Genomic DNA, 19,142 nt, shown 5'->3' with positions numbered 1-19,142 from the left:
CGACGCCGCCGGGAGCCATTGGCGGGGAAGGCCCTGGTCGTCGCCGCCTTCCCGAACCGCAGGGGACGGCGTCAGTCGATCTTCACGACGAGCTTGCCGAAATTCCGTCCCTCCAACAGGCCCATGAACGCCGCCGGAGCGTTGTCCAGTCCTTCGACAATGTCTTCGCGGAACCGGATCTTCCCTTCGGAAATCCACTGGCTGACCTCGTCCAGGAACTTCGGCCGCTGGTCCCAGAATTCGCCGACGATGAAACCCCGCATCATGATGCTGCGCGACAGGATGATCCGCATCGCGGCGGGCAGATGATCGACCTGTTCGCCGGACGATCCGTTATACTGGGCGATCAGGCCGCAGACGGGCACCCTGGCGAAATTGTTGAGCAGCGGCAGCACGGCCTGCCAGACGGCGCCGCCGACCAGTTCGAAATTGATGTCGATGCCGTCCGGGCACGCCGCGGCCAGATCGTCGGCGAAGGTCGGGGACCGATGGTCGACCACCGCATCGAAGCCCAGTTCCTGCTTCGCATAGGCGCATTTTTCCGCGCCGCCCGCGATTCCGACGGCCCTGGCGCCATAGAGCCTGGCGATCTGGCCGACCAGCGATCCGACCGGGCCGGTCGCCGCCGCGACGACGACCGTTTCGCCGGGCTGGGGTTTGCCCAGGGTCAGCAGCCCCGAATAAGCGGTGAGGCCGGGCATGCCGAGCACGCCCACGGCGGTGGTGATCGGCTTGAAGCGGTCGTCCAGCTTCACAAGGCCAGTGCCGTCCGAAATGGCGTGCGTCTGCCATCCCAGCCGTCCGGCCACGCGTTCCCCGACCGAAAAGCCCGGATGGCGGGATTCCAGCACGGTCCCGATGATCTCGCCTTCCATCACCCCGCCGACCGGCGTCGGCGCGGCATAGGATTTCCGGTCATCCATGCGGCCGCGCATATAGGGGTCGAGCGACAGATAATTCGCCCCGACCAGGAACTGTCCATCCCCGATGGGCGGCAGGGCCGCGTCCTCTGCCCTGAAATTGGCGGGCGTCACCGCGCCCTGCGGACGTTCGGCAAGGACGATCCGGTGGGTGGTCACCATGGCATATTTCCTTTTTCTTCTGTTCGGTCCGCGCGCCGTTGCGAATGGATGGGCGTTCCGAACGGGATTGCGTGGCGGCATGGGGCCTGCGCTGCGCTCGACCCGGTTCCGCTCTGCCGGCCGCGAGGACGCGGCCGGTTCGAATGCGGGTCAGGCCGCCTGGACGTCCCATAAGTCGATGGCGATGGCGATCCGGTCGAGGATCGGGCGGTTGTCCGCGCCGGCGGCATAGACGCGCCGCTTCGTCGGGAAGATGAGGCCGTCGAACGCCTTGTGATCGGTCGCATAGTTGGCGCTGGTCGTGCCGCCCATGATCTCCACGCTGTAGTCGTGGCGCCGCAGCAGGCCCGATTGATCGAAATAGAAGGTCTGCTGGGTGGAATGGCTGGGCACGCCTTCGGGGAATGTCACCTTCAGCCGACGCCAGGTTTCGCCATTCTCGTCCCAGGGTTCGACCTCTTCCGACGTGAAGCCGGGCAGCCTGAACAGGAACGGCGTGGTCAGATAGGTCCACATCGCATAGCCGGTGAAATAGACGAGATGCTGTTCGTCCCACGGCGTCGGAATGCTGTGCCCTTCGAAGAAGGAGCGCGGATTTTCCCGCTTATCGATCAGTTCGCCGCTGTCGGCGACGATGGCGGTGCTGTCCGGCTCCCAGACGCAATGCTGCCCCTCCTTGAGGAAGGGCGTGAATTCGGTGTGCGGCTTCCGCGTGGAGATCGAGCAATGCATGTCCGCATAGGCGCCGGGCCACTGCTTCACATGCCAGACCGTGCCCTCCGCATGGAAATGGGCTTTCAGTTCATTGATCTGCTCCCAGCGGTCCCAACCGCCATGCGCCGCGATCGCCAGGTCCAACAATTCGCTCACACCTATTCTCCATCGCTCCCCGGCCAATGCCGGATAGGTTTAACTTTGCAACCATGCAGCCCATAGGCCCTTATGGTTTAACTTTGCAACCTAAATTCGCGCGATGGATTCCCGGAGAGGTCGCCGGCAGGGCGTTCGCTAAGGGGATGGGAGCGTCGGCGGGCGCGGAAAAGCGCGGCGCGACAGGATGCGGCGCGGTGGGGCGGCCGGCGCAGGGCGACCAAGGCCGCGCCTTCAGATCATCCATTACCGAGCCGCGGCCGGCGGGTTTCGCCGGCCGCGTCGGTTCACAGCCTGGGGCATCGCGCGGAAAGGCCTGTCCCGCGCCTGTCGAAGGGGCGGGAGCCAGCCTGCCGCTTGAAACCGCTTAGGACCGCTCGAAGATGGCGGCGAGACCCTGGCCGCCGCCGATGCACATGGTCTCCAGACCGTAGCGCGCATCGCGGCGGCGCATCTCGTTCAGCATCGTCGCGGCGATTCGCGCCCCGGTGACGCCGATCGGGTGGCCCAGGGAAATGCCCGAGCCGTTGACGTTGAGCTTGTCCAGGCGGCTGTCGTCCTCACCCCATTCCCACGCCTTGAGCAGCGCGAGCACCTGGGCCGCGAAAGCCTCGTTGATTTCGATAAGGTCCATGTCGTCCCAGCCCAGGCCCGTGCGCGCGAACAGCCGCTGGACGGCGCCCACGGGGCCGATGCCCATGCGGGAGGGATCGCAACCCGCCGCCGCCCAGCCGACGAACCAGCCGCTCGGTTCCAGGCCGAGCTTCGCGAGCTGGTCTTCGGCAACGACCAGGCAGGCCGCGGCGGCGTCATTCTGCTGGCTGGCGTTGCCGGCGGTCACCACGCCGCCCTCGATCGGCTTCAACCCGCCGAGCGTCTCCAGCGAGGCATCCTCGCGGAACCCCTCGTCCCGATCGAAGATCACGGGTTCGCCGCGCTTCTGCGGCACGGCGACGGGCACGATCTCGTCAGCGAACTTGCCCTCGCGCCAGGCGGCGGCGGCGCGCTGGTGCGATCGGACGGCATAGGCGTCCGACTGCTCCCGCGTGATGCCATAGTCGCGGGCGAGATTTTCGGCGGTCTCGATCATGCCCGTGATCACGCCATAGCGTTCGATCGGCTGCGACATCAGGCGGGCGCGGGTCAGCCGGTCGTGCAGTTCGAGGCTGCCCATGCGCGCGCCCTTGCGCAGCGCGGTCGAATAATGTTCGACATTGGACATGCTTTCCGCGCCGCCCGCGACCACGACGTCGGCGGCGCCGGTCTGAACCATCATGGCCGCTTCGATGATCGCCTGAAGGCCGGAGCCGCAGCGGCGGTCGAGCTGGAAGCCCGGCACATTCTGGGGCATTCCGGCGGCCAGCCAGGACCAGCGGCCGATGCTGGGCGCCTCCCCGCTGGGATAGCCATGTCCGAAGACGACGTCGTCGACGCGTTCGGGATCGATCCCGCTGCGTTCGACCAGCGCCTTGATGATCGTGGCGCCCAATTGCCCGGCCGTCAGCGCGGAAAGGCCGCCGCCGAATTTCCCGACGGCGGTCCGAAGAGGCGAAACGATGGCGGCTCGACGCAATGTCATGATGTCAACTCCTGTAGATTCAACGGATTGCGGGTTTATGGATTGGGGCGATGGCTCTGGATGGCGCGCTCAAGCTGACCGGCGGCCGCCCTCAGGTCGGGAAGATAGCGCTCGATCAGATCCTCGCGGCTGTGGGCGTCGGAAAAGGTGGCGACATTGAGCGCCGCCAGGACCTGCCCCTCGCGGTCGCGGACGGGAACGGCCAGGGATCGCAGCCCGACCTCCAGTTCCTCCTCGACCAGGCTCCAGCGCCGCTCGCCCACGGCGACCAGTTCGGTGCGGAGCACATCGGGGGAAACGATGGTGCGTTCGGTCCTCGGCTCCAGGGCGGCGCGCGCCAGCCACCGTTCGGTCTCGCACGGCGCGAGCGAGGCGAGGAGGACGCGCCCCATCGACGTGCAATGGCTGGGCAAGGTGCTGCCGACCATCAGCGGCGCGGCGATCACCTGGTTCCGCTCGGCGCGGGCGATGTAGATGATGCGGCCCGGGTCCGACGGATCGAGCGCGCCGACCGACACCGTTTCCTGAAGGCTGTCGCGCAAGGCGTTGGCGACCGCCTGGCTGGCGCTGGCCAGGGGGGTGGACGTCAGGAACCCGGCGGCCAGCGGCAGCAATTTGGGCGTGAGCGAATAGCGCCCGTCCCGCTCGCGAACATAGCCAAGGCATGTCAGCGTGTGCAGGCAGCGGCCGGCGCTGGGCCGGTTCAGCCCGCTCAGCCGCGCCGCTTCCGTGATGCTGAGCGAGGACTGCCCCTCGAAAGCGCGCAGCACGCCAAGGCCCCGCGCCAGCGAAAGCATGAAGTTGGGATCGGCGGTTTGGCTGTCGTCAGCCATGGGCATTGACCTTTTGCGCTTAAACGAATATTGGCGTTTTTATCCGATAATCGGACAAATAGGGATTATTATGGCAAAGCGCAAGATATTTCCCGACGCTGATGCAGCGCTTGAGGGCGTTCTCTTCGACGGGATGACCATCATGTCCGGTGGGTTCGGGCTTTCGGGCAATCCGGAACATCTGATCGCCGGCCTGCTGCGGAACGGCGTCAAGGAACTCACCGTCATCTCCAACAATTGCGGCGCGGACGGCTTCGGCCTCTGGACGCTGCTCAACAACGGCCAGATCCGCAAGATGGTCTCCTCCTATATCGGGGAGAACAAGCTGTTCGCGGAACTCTATCTGTCGGGCCAGCTCGAACTGGAGCTCAATCCGCAGGGCACGCTGGCGGAACGCATACGCGCGGGCGGCGCGGGCATTCCGGCCTTCTACACGAAGACCGGCGTGGGAACCGTCGTCGCGGAGGGCAAGCCCGTCGAGGAATTCGAAGGGTCGCTCTATGTGCGCGAAACGTGGCTGCGGGCCGACGTTTCCATCGTGAAGGCCTGGAAAGCCGATCCGGAGGGCAATCTCGTCTATCGCAAGACGGCGCGGAACTTCAATCCGAACATGGCGACCGCCGGCAAGATCACCATCGCCGAGGTGGAGGAGATCGTCCCGGCCGGCGCGCTCGACCCCGACCAGGTCCACACGCCGGGCATCTATGTCGATCGCGTGATCCAGGGACCGTCCTATGAGAAGCGAATCGAATTCCGGACCACGCGTCCCCGCACGGAGGAGAAGGCCTGATGCCCTGGACACGTGAGGAAATGGCGGCCCGCGCCGCCGGCGAGCTGCAGGACGGCTTTTATGTGAACCTGGGCATCGGCATTCCGACGCTGGTCGCCAATTATGTGCCCGCCGACATAGAGGTCGTCCTCCAGTCGGAGAACGGCCTGCTGGGCATCGGTCCCTTTCCCTATGAGGATGAAGTCGACCCGGACCTCATCAACGCGGGCAAGCAGACGGTGACCACTTTGCCCACGTCGAGCTTCTTCAGCTCGGCCGACAGCTTCGCCATGATCCGCGGCGGGCATATCGACCTTGCCATATTGGGCGCCATGGAGGTTGCCGGCAATGGCGACCTGGCCAACTGGACCGTGCCGGGCAAGATGATCAAGGGCATGGGCGGCGCGATGGACCTGGTCGCGGGCGTGAAGCGCGTCGTCGTGGTGATGAGCCACAGCGACAAGGCGGGCAATTCCAAGATCGTCGAACGCTGCACCCTGCCGCTCACCGGCACGGGCGTCGTCGACGCCATCATTTCCGACTTCGGCCGGTTCGTGCTGGATCGGGACCGCGGCGAATTGATCGTGCAGGAACTGGCGTCTGATCTCGACATCGATTTCGTTCGCGCCCGGACGGGAATCCCGATCCGGTCGGCCTGATCCGAAATCAGACAGGCGCCGCCAAACAGCGGGGGGAGAGCGTTTTCGCAGGAAGCGGAGACGCTCTCTTTTCTTTTGCCTCTGCCCCGTCCGCGCCGAAGAGGAAAAGGCCCGTTCAGGCCTGGACGGGCGTCGGCGGCTGCCTGTGCGGCGCGGCGAGGATGTTGAACAGGATGGGGGCGAGCGCCGCGCTGATGATCGCGACCAGCACCATGGCCGCGTTGGTCGCGGTGTCGAGCACGCCGATCCGGGTCGCGATGTCGGACGCCGCGACGATCAGGCTGATGCGCGCGCTCAGCAATATGCCGGCGGCCATCGCCTTCCTGCGGCCGTGGATCGGGACCAGCAGCAGCGACGGGATGATCTTGTTGGCGAAGGCGACCGCCACGAAGCCCGGCACCAGCCACAGGGTCTTGGGCGATCCCAGCAGCGCGGGAATATCGAATTTCAGGCCGACATTGATGAAGAAGAAGGGCACGATGAAGCCATAGCCGATGACCTCCAGCCGCTCGCGCCGGTGGCTGCCGCGCGGAACGATCTGCCCCAGCAGCAATCCCGCGAGGAACGCCGCCAGCACCAGTTGCGAATTCAGCATCTCCGCCAGCCAGGCCGTCAGGAACAGCAGCGCCAGGCTGAGCCTGACGAAAGGCAGGCTGGTCCGGTTGTCCAGCCGCGCCGCGGGCACCCGCGCCAGCAGCCTGGGCAGCAGCCGGATCGCCGGGACGGCGATGGCGACAAGCGCCAGGCTGCCCAAGGCGCCCTGCGCGCTGCCGCTGACGACGATCCCGGCCAGGGCGGAAATGGCGATCATCGCGAAGAAGTCGACGAGCAGCGCGGCCGAGAGGATCGTCTGCCCGTATATGTCGCTGGCGATGCCCTTTTCCTGTATCATCGGCACGACGATGCCGACCGAGCTGGTCGAAAGGATCGCGGCATAGATCGCCAGGTGCACCAGGGGCGTCCCCGGGTCGAGCAGCAGCCAGGCGCCAAGGCCGGCCATGGCAAGGGTCAGCAGCGATATGAGGATGGCCAGGATGAGCGGCCTCGCCCGCTGCGCCCCCTGCGGCCGGGCCAGCAACGCGCCGAAATCGACCTCCAGCCCCGCGATCACCATGGGTATGGCAAGCCCGATCTGGGCGAACAGCTCCATCGAGGGACCGGGCGACAGGAATCCCAGGCCATGCGGGCCGACCAGGATCCCGAACGCGATTTCCAGCACCAGCGCGGGCAAGAGGGCCTTGGGCATCCATTGGGCGACGACGGCGGCCAGTGCGCTGCCGGCACAAGCCAGGGCCAATATGGAAACTATCACTTGTCCCTCTATGTCCTCATCGTGGCGCGGCGGCGGATGCCCGCTTCCTGATTGCCGACCTTCTCTCCGGCGGCGCCTGAGGGTCGATCCGTTGGTGCGCGGACGGCAAGCCCTTATCCCATGAACGACCGGCACTCAACCGTTGGTTCCGGACGGATGGGACGAGTTGCGGGGAAGCCCACCCCGATGTCCGCCGGACCCGCCGCGTCAGCCGCCGAACGCCCGCCATCCGGCAACCGTCGCGCGCGCGGCGTCTCCCTGCGCCAGCGCAAGCGCGTCGGCCGCCTGGAGAACACGGCGCTGCGCCTCGACCAGTTCGGCCAGCGAAACATGGCCCGCCCGATAGGCGCGATCCAGCGCGTCGCAGGCGGCGGTCGCGGCCCGGACCTCTTCGGCATGGACGGCTTCGCGCTCTCTGGCGGTCCGCCAGGCAACGACGGCGCGTTCGACATCCTCGGCGGCGCGCAGCGCGGCATTACGGAACTGGGCGATGGCCTCCCGCTCCGCGCCCTTCGCCCGTGCGACCTCCGCATCGACCCGGCCGAAGTCGAAAAGCCGCCAGCGCAGGCCCAACCCGCCCTGCACCACGCTCGCCGGGCCGGAAATGAGCCTGCCCGCGTCATTGCCCTGAAAACCCAGCAGGCCCGACAGGGTGAATTTGGGATAATATTCGGCAAGGGCGACGCCCAGCCGCGCATGGCCGGCAGCAACGCGCCGTTCGGCAGCGACCAGATCCGGCCTGCGCCGCATCAGATCGGCGGGCAGCCCCATGGCCGCGAAACCGGCGACCGGCACCGGCTCCGGCCTCTCCAGCGCCTGGACAACCGAATCCGGCAGGCCGCCGGCCAGCACCGCCAGCCGCGCCAACTGCGCCTGCGCCGCCTGGTCGAACTCGGCGATCCCGGCGCTGATCGCGGCGGTGGAGGCGCGGGACTGGTCCAGTTCGAAACGGGCAGCCGCGCCATGGACGAAGCGGGCGCGGACGATATTTTCCAGCTTCTGCGCCGCCGCCGCCTGATCGACGGCGATGGAGCGCCTGCGCTGCGCGGAACGAAGGAGGATATAGGCATCGCCAATCTCCGCCGCCACGGTGAGGCGGACGGCCTGGCTGTCGGCGACGGCCGCCTCCAGTTCCGCGACGGCCGCTTCCCGCCCGCGCTTCAGCCCGCCGGCAAGGTCCAGTTCCCAGCTTGCCCCGCCGACCAGTTCGAAACTGTCCTGCGTCCGGTCGAAATCCGGGACATAATCGGCGATCTGCCCCAGCCCGGCCCTCAGCGACTGGCGCGTCCGGACCGCGGAACCGTCCAGCGATCCCGACGGCATCCGCGCCGCCCGCGCCGACCCGGCGGCCGCCCTTGCCTGGTCGACCCGCGCCATCGCCGCCTCCACGTCGAAGCCGCCCTTGAGGCCGCGCGCGACCAGATCGTCCAGCATGGGGTCGGCGAAATCCCGCCACCACGGCCTGCCGCCCGGCTCCACGATCAGGGGAGCATTGTGAAAGGCGGCCGGCAGCGGCAAGGCCGGCCGTCGATACTCCGTGCCCGCGGCGCAGCCGCCCAGCAGGGCAAGGCCGATCAGGGCGGCCAGCGACCGATTCGTCGTCACGACGCTTCTCCCGTCCGGGCGAGCAGGAGATAGACGACCGGCGTCGCCACCCGCGACAGCAGGGTGGAGGCGATCAGGCCGCCGATGATCGCGACCGCCATCGGGCCGTACAGCCCCGATCCGCCCATGGCCAGCGGCAGCAGCCCGCCGATCGCCGTGACGGAGGTGAGCAGCACGGGCAGGAAGCGCATCTCGCCCGCCTGCTCGATCGCTTCGCGCATGGCGATCCCCTGCCCCCGCAACTGTTCGGTGAAATCGACGAGAAGGATCGAATTCTTTATCTCTATGCCGATCAGCGCGATCAGGCCGATCATCGCCGTGAAGCTCAGCGAATTGCCCGTCAGCCACAGCGCCAGGACGGCGCCGAGCAGGCCGAGCGGTATGATGCTGGCCACCACAGCGACGAGCCTGAAGCGCCCGAATTCCATGACCAGCACGGCCAATATGCCGAGGCAGGCGACGATCGCCGCCGCCGTCATCCCCGCATTGCCGCTTTCCTGCTCCTCCGCTTCGCCGCCAAGCGCGATGGTGTAGCCCGCCGGCAGGCGCACGGCCCCGCGCACCCGGTCGAGCGCGGCTTGCGTCACCGCGCCCGTCAGATGGCCTGCCCCGACATAGGCCGTCAGGGTGACGGATCGTTCGCGATCATGGCGTTCGATGCGCGCCGGTCCCGTTTCCATGCCGGGATCGGCAAGGGCGCGAAGCGGCACCGCCCGGCCGTCGACGGACGGAACATGGATCCGGTCGAGCGCCTCGACCCTGTTGCGCTGCGCCATGGGCAGCCTGACGCGGACGGGATAGTCGTCCCCTTCCGCATCGCGAAGGCGGCCGGAAAATTCGCCGTCCAGCGCCAGCCGGGCGGCCTGTCGGGCGGCGCCCGCCGGGACGCCCAGCGCAGCCGCCTTCGCCTCGTCGATCCCCAGCGCCAGGTCGGCGCGGTCCTGGCGGACCGGATTGTCGACGTCGCGGATGCCCGGCGTGCCGGCCATGGCCGCCTCCGCCCGCCGGGCAAGGGCGCTCAGGGTAGCGAGATCCTCGCCGGCGATGCGGATTTCTATGGGGGCGGCGATCGGCGGACCCTGAACGAAGCCCAGGACGGTGATGCGCGCCCCTGGAAAGGCGGCGAACTCCCGCCGCAGGTCCGAAAGAAGCCGGGCGGAATGGGCGGGCCGGCCGTCGCGCAAAGACACCGCGACCTCCGCGAAGGCAGGGTCGGGATCATGCTGGCGGACATTATAATATATCTGGGGATTGCCCCGGCCCAGATTGGCGGCGAACCATTCCACCTCCGGCGCCCGCGCGAGCCTCCGTTCGACCTGGCGCAGGACCGCGTCGGTCGCGGGCAGCGAAGCCCCCTGCGGCAGTTCGATGCGGACCAGGAATTGCGGCGTGTCGGCCGGCGGGAAAAGGCTGGTCCCGATGGCCGCGATCAGCGGCGCGATGAACAGGCAGAGCCCGCCCAGCAGCGCCAGCGCCAGCCCGGGCCGGTCGAGCGCGCGATGCAGCACGGGCGCGTAGAAGCGATGGACGCCCCGCTCGATCATCGCCAGCATGCGATTGCCCTTCTCATCCTCGCGTGCGGGCAGCACCCGGCTGGCGACGAAGGGAATGATCGTGAGCGCGATGACGAAGGATGCGGAAACCGTGGCGATCACGCTGACGGGAAGGGAGCGGATGAACGCGCCCGACCCTTCCGGCAGCGCCAGCAGCGGCAGGAAGGCGAGCAGCAGGCAGGCCGTGCACCCCGCGACCGCCAGCAATATCTGCCGCGAACCCTCCATGGCGGCGGTGACGCGGTCCTCGCCGGATCGCTGGCGGCGCGTGATGTTCTCGACCACCACGACGCTGTCGTCGACGAGCAGCCCCAGCGAAAGCACGAAACCGCTGATCGAAAGCTGGTTCAGCCCGAACCCCAGCGCCTGCAGGATGGCAAGGCCGGCAAGCAGCGACAGCGGGATGGCGAACATCACCACCCCGGCGGCGCGCAGCCCCAGCGGAAGCAGCGTGATGGAGACGATGGCCAGCGCCAGCAGGAAATCCCGGTAGAGGCCGTTCAGCCGCCGCTCCACATTGCTGGCCTGGAAGAAGCCATATTCGAGCTTGACGCCGCCGGGGACCATCCGCTCGAAACAGGCCAGTTCCGTCCGGATCGCCTGGGTCAGGACGCCGATGTCCACGCCCTCCTTGGCCGTGGCGGTAAGCAGCAGGGCGCGCCGGCCGTTGAAGCGGACGACATGCTCCGGCTCCCCGCTCGCCCATTCGACCCGCGCCAGGTCGCCTATGCGCGCCACCGCCCCCTCGCGGGAAAGGACCGGAACCCGCCGCACATCGTCGAGCGAGCGAAAGGCGCCGCCGGTCCGGACGATCAGGCGGCGCTGCCCCGCATTGACCGATCCGACGGGCGCCTCGTCGCTGGCCCGCTTCAGCGCGTCGACGACCAGCGAGGCGGGCAGGCGCAGTTCGGCGAGGCGGCCCGGATCGATCGCGACGCGCACCTCCATCGGCGGCGCGCCCCAATATTCCGCCCGGCGCACGCCGGGGATGCGGGCAATATCCTCCACCATGTCGTCGGCGAATTTCTCCAGCCGCCGCATCGGCAGCCGGTCGCTGACCAGGGCGGCCTGGAAGATCGCCGTCTCGCTGGTCCGGTTGCGGACGACGTCCAGCCGCGTGACGCCGTCGGGCAGCGTCGGCCGCAGGGCCGTGACCTCGCGGACGACCTCCTCATATTTGCGCTCGGCGCTGCTGGACCAGTCGAATTCGGCCTGGATCGTCGCCGCGCCGTCGGTCGCGCTGGCCTGCACGTCCTTCAGGTCGTCAATGCCGTAGAGGGCATTTTCGACCGGCTTGATCACCAGCTGCTCCAGATCGGCGGGCGTGGCCCCCGGCATCGCGATGCGGATGCTCATGCCCGGAACCGGGAATTGGGGGTCTTCGGACCGCGCGACGCTGATCCAGGAGGCAATCCCGACCGCCAGCGCCAGGCCTGTCAGGACCAGGGTCAGGCGGCTGCGCCGGATGAGGAAGGCGGCGGGGTTGAAGCCCATCTCTCAGTTCCCGCCCGCCACAAGGACAGGATCGCCGTCTTTCAGATAGCCCGCTCCCGCCGTGACGACGCGCGTGCCGGGGGACAGGCCGGCCACGACCGCATCGTCGGCCTCGAACCGGACCAGCCGCAGGCGGACGAACCTGGCCCGGCCGTTCGCGCCGACGGTGAAGACGCCCCCCTCCCGGCCCGATCGGGGGACGAAGGCTTCGGCGGGGACGGCCGCCAGCGAAGGTTGCGCGGGGGCGGCGGAGGACGGGAACCGGACGGAGGCGATGGCGCCGCTTTGCCCATGGCCGCCCGGCGGCAACCGGACCTCGACCATGCGCGTGCCCGTCGCGCCGTCGACCAGCGGCTGGCTTTTCGCGACCCGTCCGGGCAGCGCCTGCCGCCCTTCGAAACGGACTTCGGCAGGCGTGCCGATGGCGATGCCCTCGGCATCCCGTTCCGCCAGCGGCACCCTGATGACGAGCGGGCTGTCATAGTCCGCGACCCGCAGGATCGCCTGTCCCGCGCCGACCGTTTCGCCAAGCTGCGACAGGCGTTCCAGCACCACGCCGGAAAAGGGCGAGACGAGCGTTGCCGATTGCTGGTCGTAACGCGCCGCCGCCGCCGCCGCCCTCGCCTGTTCCACCGTGTCGCGCTGGTCCTGAACCGCCGCCGACGCGACCGACCCGCTCTGCGCGAGCGCCTCCAGCCGCGCCAGGGTGCGCGTGGCGCGGGCCAGCTCCGCATCCCGCGAAGCGAGCTGTTGCTGGATGTCGGTGCCGGCGATCCGGGCCAGCGGCTGACCCACGCGGATGCGGCTCCCAATGTCGACCGACAGGCGGGAAATCACGCCGCCGACGCGAAAGGACAGGGTGGATTGCCGCTCATAGGCCGCCGTGCCGGAGGCGCTGACCCCCTGTCGCGCGGAAGCCGGCGCGGCGAGAGCGACGCGGACGGCCGTGGGGCCCGGTTCCGCCTCGTCGCGCCGCGCCGCGCCGCAGCCGGGCAGCAGCAAGGCGGCGAGGGCCGCCGCGACGGCCATGAGACGGCCCGCCCGCACATCCATGGCGGGCAGGCCTGCGGGGGAATGATCGGTCATCGGGCCACTTCGGCAGGAATGAAGGCGGCGCTTGCGATCCCAGGGATCAGAAGCTGAAGGAGAGGGCGAGGCCGGCAATGGCCTGCACCTTCGATCCCTCCTCGACGATCGGGCTGTCGCCGGCGTCTCCAAGATAACGGTTGGCGCCGGCCCGCGCGATCAGCCCCCAGCGCCGACTGAGCCGATAGCCCAGGGTCGCGCCCGCGCCGACGTCGCGAAGGCCGCCGCCGGGCCGATAGGCGGCAAGGCCGGACCGCAGCGACTCCTCCGCCGTGACGCCGAAATAGCTGCGCATATATTTGCCGTCGCCATAATTGGCCTGCGCGTCGACATTCACGAAAACCCGACCGCCGCGATAGGCCGCGTAGGAAAGCTGCGCGGTCGCCACCAGGCCGTCATGGCCGTCATTGACGTCCTTGAGCACGGTCAGGTCGACGGCGACCTCCCCCTGCCCCTTTTCATCGCCGCCGAAGCGATAGCCGACGAACCCGCCCAGCTCGACAGCCTGTCCCACATCGTCCAGCAGCTTCACTCGTCCGTCGCCGTCGCTCGAACTGTTGCGCTTGAACCGCAGGTTGATCGCCGGGCCGAACTGCACCGGGCTGTCGCCCAGCAGGTCTAGGCGGGCGCGCAGCCCGCGCAGTTCGAACTCCATCCCCTTCCAGCGCAGGTCGGCTATGCCGAAGGGAATGAGCTGATAGCTTTTGGCGCCGTCATAGGCGGGCGTGGCGCCGGGGCCGAGCGCGATGAAGCCCGTAGGCCCATTCCCTTCCCGCCCGTCCTCCATCTTGCGGCCGCTCTCCGCCGTATCGCCGAGCGCCTCCTGCGCGGCCGCGGGGGCGGAGGCGATGGTGAACAGGGCCAGGAGGGGCCGGATGACAAGTCGTTTCATGCGCAATCTCCAGGGCGACGGCACGATGCCGCCGGTGCCCCACCCGGCTAATGGGGGGAAGGATTTGCGGGCAAAGCGATATTCGCACTTGCACAATTTACTTCGTAAATTTACACTGTACGCACGGCAAATGGACATTCACGATGCACGATTTCGCGAAATTGCATGTCGAGGATTGGGCGAAGCGGCACGGCCTGCTGGCGGGAATCGCGCTGTTGTTCGCGGCCACGCTCGCCTGGCTCGGCGCCTTCGGTTCCCATGATTTCGAACCGTTCGCGCGGGTCGGCTATTGGACCGTCATCTTCCTCGTCCAATATGGGCTGGCCGCCGTGACGATGCCTCTTCTGCGGGCCTGGCCCCCGCTCGCCGCCGGTTCCATGGTCCATCGCGTGGCGCTGGGAACGGCGATCACCTCCGTGCCGATGTTCTTCGTCACCGCCGCCGCCTCGATGTCGGAGGGGACGTGGACCCCGGTTCCCAGCGAAGTGTTCGAACTGATCCTGGCGATATGGATCATCGGCGGGGCCTATCTGTTCCTCTGGGAAAAACTGTCTTCCGCGCCCTTCCCGGCGGGACGGTCCGTCGAAGCGGCGGCGCCGCCGATCCCGAACCCGCCGGCAGAGGCCGCGTCCCGGCGCGCTCCCGCGACGGACGGCCTCCTGTTCGAACGGTTGCCGCCCGAACTGGGGCGGGACGTCATATGCCTGGGCAATGAGGATCATTATGTCCGCGTGCACACGACCCTGGGCAACGCCCTCATCCTCATGCGCTTCGCCGACGCGCTGGACAGCCTGTCGGCCATGGAGGGCCAGCGGGTCCATCGGTCCTGGTGGGTGTCGCGAAGCGCGGTCGTCCGGATCGACCGTTTCGGCCGCACGGCGCGGCTGCAATTGCGCAACGGCCTGACCGTGCCGGTGTCGCAACCCTATCTCGCGCTTGCGAAAAGGCTCTGGGGTCCGACCCACGGCACGGTCGCGGCATGACCGCCGGGGATGGGCGCCACCCGCGCTGGCAGGGGGGGGAGGCGTTCGCCTCCTCCCAGGCGATCTTTCGAAACGCGGCCCACGCCATGATCCGGGCCGGCAGCCTGTCGACCCTGTCCATGCGCGGCCTTGCGGCGGCGGTCGGGGCCAGCGCCATGACCGCCTATCGCTACTATCCCGACAAGCATGCCCTGATCGCCGATGTGCGCGAGGAGGTGTGGCGGCAATTCGCGGCCTGTCTCGACCGTGCGACGGCCGGCATTTCCGGCGCGGAGGATCGGTTCCGGCGCGCCTGCGACGCCTATGTGCGCTTTGCGCTCGACCGGGAACATGAATTCCGCCTGCTGTTCGAAACCGACAAGCAGGAAACGGCCGCCAGGCCGGAGGGGTCGAGCGACGCCGCGTCCTGGACCCTGCTGACCGGGCTGGTCAGGCAACTGATGCCCGACGCGGACCGGGACGAGGTTCTGGAGCAGGCGCACTGGATCTGGGCGAGCCTGCACGGAATGACGATGCTGCATCTTTCCGGCCGGCTGATGCTGGGCCGGTCGCTCGACCAACTGGCCGCGAAGGTGATCGAGGCCCACCTCCAGGCCTTGCGGCAAAGCGCCGGCAGGCGCGCGTCCCCGGTCGCGCCGCTTCCATAGCCGGGACGTCCGCTCCGTCATGGCCGCCGCGTCGGAAATGGCCCCAGGCGAGAGATTTCATGTCGGAGGCGGAATCCTTGGCACTTGCGCGCTCCCCCGCAGTTCCCTGCCGCAAGGAGGATGCCGTGTCGGACAAGATCGTTTCCATTGGCCTGCTGACCGCGAGGGATCTTGAGCTTCTGGGCCAGGGATTCCGCCGGCACTTTCCCATCAGGGATGACGACCTGTTCAAGGATCTGCTGGCCAAGCTGGACGAGCTGCCGGCACGGCCGGACCCGCGCGCCGATGGCAAGCGGTGAACGGGCGGCCAAGAAGGCTCGGCCTTTGCCTGCTGCTGGCGGCGATGCTGTTGATCCTTGCCGCCATCGTCGGCCTGATGGTCCATTCCAGCATCGAGGCGCCCGACCCCGCATCGCGCACGCCCAAGGGCGCCATGCCGCCGGAGGGAGAACCGATGCGCCCCGCGGATTAGGCGCCATTGCGGCTCGCCATCTCGCGAAGGCCGGTCGTGCGATAAGGTAGTGCATGCTTGTGGAGGAGGAAAAGATGATCCGCATGTTCCTGGTGGCGGGCAGCCTGCTCGCCGCCGCCTGTTCGGGCGAGCCGGCTTCCGACCGGAACGCCCTCGACGGCGCGGCCATCAACCGGGCGGACGACGCGCCGGGCAATGGCGCGGCCGTTCCGCCGCCGACCAGCGGATCGGGCGCCATGCCGCCCAATGCGCCCGGCGCGAACAATTCCCCATGAACGACCGACGGGGCGGGATGGCCGAAGCCGAACGTCCGTTGGAGCCGCAATCCGGACGCCGCGCCCGCTATCGGGACGCTCTTTTCGCGGCAAACCAGATGACGTGCCTTGGCCCCTTGCCGTTGCTGCGGGCGCGCACGGCGACCTCCTCCACGGCCAGGCCGGCGCGGGACAGGCGGCGGGCGAAGCTCGCGTCGGGCGCGGCGGACCAGATCGCCAATATGCCGCCGGGCCTGAGCGCGGCGATGGCCGCCGCGATCCCCTGCGCCGAATAGAGGCGGTCGTTCGCCTGGCGCACCAGCCCGTCCGGCCCGTTGTCGACGTCCAGCAATATGGCGTCGTACAGCCCCCGCGCCGCGCCGATCACATCGGCCACGTCCGCCTGGACCAGGCGCACGCGCGGATCGTCCAGGCACCCCGCGGCCAGTTCCGCCATCGGTCCGCGCGCCCATTGGATGATCTCCGGCACCAGTTCCGCCACGGTGACGGTTGCCGTGCCGTCGAGCGCGGCCAGCGCCGCCCGCAGCGTGAAACCCATGCCGTAACCGCCGATCAGCAGATGCGGGCGCGCCCGGCCGCGCAGCCTTTCGCAACTGAGATTGGCGAGCGCCTCCTCCGATCCGCTCATCCGGCTGCTCATCAACTCGTTGCGGTCGAGCACGATCATGAAATCCCCGCCCCGCCGATAGAGGGTCAGTTCCTCCCCGCCGGGAACCTGCGCCGATCCGATGAATTCGCGTGCCTGCATGCCACTTTCTCCCGGCGGGGTCCGCCGCCGGGGGCTTTACGGCAATGCGGCGCGGCGTCAAAGGAGCGAGATGCGATATTTCCTCGATACAGAATTCAACGGCTTCGGCGGCGACCTCATCAGCCTGGCGCTCGTCCCCGAAATCGGGGACCAGGATTTCTACGTCTCCCTGCCCCTGCCGGCCGAAATCCACCCCTGGGTGGAAAAGAATGTGATCCCCTATCTGCGCTTCGTGCCGCCGGGCGTCGACCATCAGTTGAACCGGGTGGAGGCCGCCCAGCATCTGGAGGCCTATCTGGCGCATGACCGCGATCCGCTGATCATCGCCGACTGGCCCGACGACCTGGCCCATTTCTGCGCCCTGCTCGTGACCGGCCCGGCCGAGATGATCAGGCTGGACGGGCTGCGCCTGGAACTCATCAACGGCGCGGGGTTCAGCGCCGCGTCCAACAGCCGGATGCCGCACAACGCCCTGCATGACGCCCATGCGCTCAAGGACTTCTATCTCAACTGGGCCGTCTGACCGGGCGGGCCGAAGGGTTCGACCGATCTTTTGACAGCGGGCGCGGGACGGCGCATGGGCGGGGCATGCACCTCGCCCGTTTCGACATCGACCTGTTCCTGCGCGACCATTGGCAGAAGCGCCCGCTGCTGATCCGCAACCCGTGGACCGCATGGCGCAATCCGCTGGCGCCCGACGAGCTGGCCGGCCTCGCCTGCGAGGAGGGCGTCGAATCGCGCCTCATCACCCGGCAGGCGGATCGGCTCGCCATGGAAAGCGGCCCGCTGCCGGAGGATCGCTTCACCGAACTTCGCGACGCCTGGACGCTGCTGGTGCAGGCGGTCGACCATCATGCGCCCCATGTCGCGGCGCTGATCCAACCCTTCCGCTTCATCCCCGACTGGCGCATCGACGACGTGATGGTCAGCTATGCGACCGACGGGGGCGGCGTCGGGCCGCATTTCGACCAATATGACGTGTTCCTGGTGCAGGGCCTGGGCAGAAGGCGCTGGCGCGTCGGCCCGCGATGCGATTCCGCGACGCCGCTGCTGCCGCATGACGACCTGCGCCTGATCCCGGATTTCGAGGCGACGGAGGATCATATCCTCGAACCTGGAGACATTCTCTATGTCCCGCCCTGCTTCGCCCATGACGGCGTGGCGGTGGGCGGCGACTGCATGACCTATTCCATCGGCTTCCGCGCGCCGTCCCGCGCCGAACTGATAGAAAACTGGTGCCGCCATCAGGCCGACGCCATGACGGACGAGGATCGCTATGCCGATCCCGACCTCATCCGCCAGTCCAATGCCGGCGAGATCGCGGCCTCGGCCATCGACCGGATGCATGCCATGGCGATGGAGGCCCTGTCCGACCGCAACGCCTTCGCCCGCTGGTTCGGCCTGCACAACAGCCTGCCCAAATATGCGGACATGGACTGGCGGCCGGATGAACCGGCGGACCGGCGGACGGTGCGCGCCATGCTGGCCCAGGGCGTTCCGCTCGGCCGCAATCCGGCCAGCCGCTTTGCCTTCATCCGGCCGGGCGAACCGGAACTGCTGCTGTTCGTGGACGGCCATGGCTTCGATTGCGACGGCGCCGCCGCCCTGCTGGCCGAAGCGCTGTGCAGGGAACCGATGACGGTCGTGGACGCGAAACTCGCCGCTTCCCCGGCCGTGGTCGCGCTGGTGGCGGCGTTGATCGACCAGGGCAGCCTGGCGTTCGACGCGGACTGATCCGTCATGGCGCTCATCCTGTTCAACAAGCCTTATGGCGTGCTCTGCCAGTTCAGCGATGAACGGACGGGGCCGCCCCGGCCGACCCTGGCCGCCTATATCGACCGTCCCGGCTTCTATCCGGCGGGCCGGCTCGACCTCGACAGCGAGGGATTGCTGCTGCTGACCGACGATGGCCGCCTGCAGGCGCGGATAGCCGACCCCCGCTTCAAGATGCCCAAGACCTATCTGGTCCAGGTGGAGGGCGATCCGGACGAGGCCGCGCTGGCGGCGCTGCGGCATGGCGTGCGGCTGAAGGACGGTCCGACCCTGCCCGCGCAGGTCGAACGCATCGAGGCGCCCGCGCTCTGGCCCCGCGACCCGCCGGTCCGGTTCCGCAAGAGCGTGCCGGACCGCTGGCTGCGGCTGACGATCCGCGAAGGACGCAACCGGCAGGTCAGGCGCATGACGGCCGCCATCGGCCATCCGACCCTGCGGCTGGTGCGCTGGCGGATCGGCGACTGGACGCTGGACGGCATCCCCCAGGGGCAATGGCGCGACGCATGAAGA

Annotated in this window: 20 protein-coding genes; 10 read left to right on the top strand and 10 right to left on the bottom strand. The window is 68.4% G+C overall.

The annotated features are described in order from the left end of the window. Positions 1 to 71: 71 nt before the first annotated feature. From K663_RS19700 to K663_RS19680, 4 genes are all read right to left on the bottom strand, one after another. Positions 72 to 1,082 carry an NADP-dependent oxidoreductase gene (locus K663_RS19700; RefSeq protein ID WP_015449286.1) on the bottom strand — a complete coding sequence of 337 codons (1,011 nt, stop codon included), beginning with the start codon at positions 1,080 to 1,082 and terminating at the stop codon, positions 72 to 74. A gap of 150 nt (positions 1,083 to 1,232) precedes the next feature. Continuing rightward, positions 1,233 to 1,952 carry a hypothetical protein gene (locus K663_RS19695; protein ID WP_015449287.1) on the bottom strand — a complete coding sequence of 240 codons (720 nt, stop codon included), beginning with the start codon at positions 1,950 to 1,952 and terminating at the stop codon, positions 1,233 to 1,235. A 367-nt stretch (positions 1,953 to 2,319) separates the two neighbouring features. Then, positions 2,320 to 3,531 carry an acetyl-CoA C-acetyltransferase gene (locus tag K663_RS19685; RefSeq protein ID WP_013054067.1) on the bottom strand — a complete coding sequence of 404 codons (1,212 nt, stop codon included), beginning with the start codon at positions 3,529 to 3,531 and terminating at the stop codon, positions 2,320 to 2,322. A 35-nt stretch (positions 3,532 to 3,566) separates the two neighbouring features. Next, on the bottom strand, positions 3,567 to 4,364 hold the full coding sequence (locus tag K663_RS19680; protein ID WP_021247407.1) for an IclR family transcriptional regulator domain-containing protein: 798 nt from the start codon (positions 4,362 to 4,364) through the stop codon (positions 3,567 to 3,569). Between the two features lie 70 nt (positions 4,365 to 4,434). Between K663_RS19680 and K663_RS19675 the strand changes: the two genes are divergently transcribed. Together K663_RS19675 and K663_RS19670 are read left to right on the top strand one after the other, a co-directional pair. Next, entirely contained in the window at positions 4,435 to 5,154 is a 720-nt protein-coding gene (locus K663_RS19675; protein ID WP_007684919.1) for a CoA transferase subunit A, read from the top strand. Then, positions 5,154 to 5,792 (top strand): 3-oxoacid CoA-transferase subunit B, encoded by a 639-nt coding sequence (locus K663_RS19670; RefSeq protein ID WP_007686450.1) that lies wholly within the window; start codon positions 5,154 to 5,156, stop codon positions 5,790 to 5,792. The genes K663_RS19675 and K663_RS19670 overlap by 1 nt, the downstream gene beginning before the upstream one ends. A 115-nt stretch (positions 5,793 to 5,907) precedes the next feature. Here K663_RS19670 and K663_RS19665 read toward each other — a convergent pair whose 3' ends face one another. From K663_RS19665 to K663_RS19645, 5 genes are all read right to left on the bottom strand, one after another. After that, positions 5,908 to 7,089: a cation:proton antiporter gene (locus tag K663_RS19665; protein WP_021247406.1), complete on the bottom strand. Its 1,182-nt coding sequence runs from the start codon at positions 7,087 to 7,089 to the stop codon at positions 5,908 to 5,910. Between the two features lie 222 nt (positions 7,090 to 7,311). Continuing rightward, positions 7,312 to 8,709, bottom strand: coding sequence for an efflux transporter outer membrane subunit (locus tag K663_RS19660; RefSeq protein WP_015449290.1), 1,398 nt, complete (start codon positions 8,707 to 8,709; stop codon positions 7,312 to 7,314). Beyond that, the gene (locus K663_RS19655; RefSeq protein WP_059153314.1) at positions 8,706 to 11,756 is read right to left on the bottom strand and encodes an efflux RND transporter permease subunit; all 3,051 of its coding nucleotides are present in this window, start codon (positions 11,754 to 11,756) and stop codon (positions 8,706 to 8,708) included. The genes K663_RS19660 and K663_RS19655 overlap by 4 nt, the downstream gene beginning before the upstream one ends. 3 nt (positions 11,757 to 11,759) lie before the next feature. After that, positions 11,760 to 12,842, bottom strand: a complete 1,083-nt coding sequence (locus K663_RS19650; RefSeq protein ID WP_062121707.1) for an efflux RND transporter periplasmic adaptor subunit — start codon at positions 12,840 to 12,842, stop codon at positions 11,760 to 11,762. Positions 12,843 to 12,888: 46 nt separating this feature from the next. Then, positions 12,889 to 13,734 carry a MipA/OmpV family protein gene (locus K663_RS19645; RefSeq protein ID WP_062121706.1) on the bottom strand — a complete coding sequence of 282 codons (846 nt, stop codon included), beginning with the start codon at positions 13,732 to 13,734 and terminating at the stop codon, positions 12,889 to 12,891. Positions 13,735 to 13,877: 143 nt separating this feature from the next. On the opposite strand from K663_RS19645, the gene K663_RS19640 reads away from it, so the two are divergent. The 5 genes from K663_RS19640 to K663_RS19625 all read left to right on the top strand — a co-directional run bounded on the left by K663_RS19640 (position 13,878) and on the right by K663_RS19625 (position 16,111). Next, positions 13,878 to 14,717 carry a LytTR family DNA-binding domain-containing protein gene (locus K663_RS19640; protein ID WP_062121705.1) on the top strand — a complete coding sequence of 280 codons (840 nt, stop codon included), beginning with the start codon at positions 13,878 to 13,880 and terminating at the stop codon, positions 14,715 to 14,717. Further along, complete coding sequence (locus K663_RS19635; RefSeq protein WP_062121704.1) at positions 14,714 to 15,364, top strand: TetR/AcrR family transcriptional regulator; 651 nt, start codon at positions 14,714 to 14,716, stop codon at positions 15,362 to 15,364. The genes K663_RS19640 and K663_RS19635 overlap by 4 nt, the downstream gene beginning before the upstream one ends. A gap of 125 nt (positions 15,365 to 15,489) precedes the next feature. After that, positions 15,490 to 15,663 (top strand): hypothetical protein, encoded by a 174-nt coding sequence (locus K663_RS19630; protein ID WP_233431815.1) that lies wholly within the window; start codon positions 15,490 to 15,492, stop codon positions 15,661 to 15,663. Next, on the top strand, positions 15,660 to 15,836 hold the full coding sequence (locus K663_RS24720) for a hypothetical protein (RefSeq protein WP_013054076.1): 177 nt from the start codon (positions 15,660 to 15,662) through the stop codon (positions 15,834 to 15,836). The genes K663_RS19630 and K663_RS24720 overlap by 4 nt, the downstream gene beginning before the upstream one ends. 74 nt (positions 15,837 to 15,910) lie before the next feature. Further along, on the top strand, positions 15,911 to 16,111 hold the full coding sequence (locus K663_RS19625) for a hypothetical protein (RefSeq protein ID WP_235589619.1): 201 nt from the start codon (positions 15,911 to 15,913) through the stop codon (positions 16,109 to 16,111). 67 nt (positions 16,112 to 16,178) lie between these two features. On the opposite strand, the gene K663_RS19620 is transcribed toward K663_RS19625, so the two are convergent. Continuing rightward, positions 16,179 to 16,859, bottom strand: coding sequence for a hypothetical protein (locus K663_RS19620; RefSeq protein ID WP_013054078.1), 681 nt, complete (start codon positions 16,857 to 16,859; stop codon positions 16,179 to 16,181). 70 nt (positions 16,860 to 16,929) lie between these two features. Between K663_RS19620 and K663_RS19615 the strand changes: the two genes are divergently transcribed. From K663_RS19615 to K663_RS19605, 3 genes are all read left to right on the top strand, one after another. Further along, positions 16,930 to 17,382: a hypothetical protein gene (locus K663_RS19615; RefSeq protein WP_007686433.1), complete on the top strand. Its 453-nt coding sequence runs from the start codon at positions 16,930 to 16,932 to the stop codon at positions 17,380 to 17,382. Between the two features lie 65 nt (positions 17,383 to 17,447). Continuing rightward, complete coding sequence (locus K663_RS19610) at positions 17,448 to 18,593, top strand: cupin domain-containing protein (protein ID WP_062121702.1); 1,146 nt, start codon at positions 17,448 to 17,450, stop codon at positions 18,591 to 18,593. A gap of 6 nt (positions 18,594 to 18,599) precedes the next feature. Continuing rightward, entirely contained in the window at positions 18,600 to 19,139 is a 540-nt protein-coding gene (locus K663_RS19605; RefSeq protein WP_013054080.1) for a pseudouridine synthase, read from the top strand. Positions 19,140 to 19,142: the final 3 nt, after the last annotated feature.

The organism is Sphingobium sp. MI1205 (genome assembly GCF_001563285.1).
Classification (GTDB): Bacteria; Pseudomonadota; Alphaproteobacteria; order Sphingomonadales; family Sphingomonadaceae; genus Sphingobium.
This window is presented reverse-complemented; position numbering and strand designations above follow the sequence as displayed.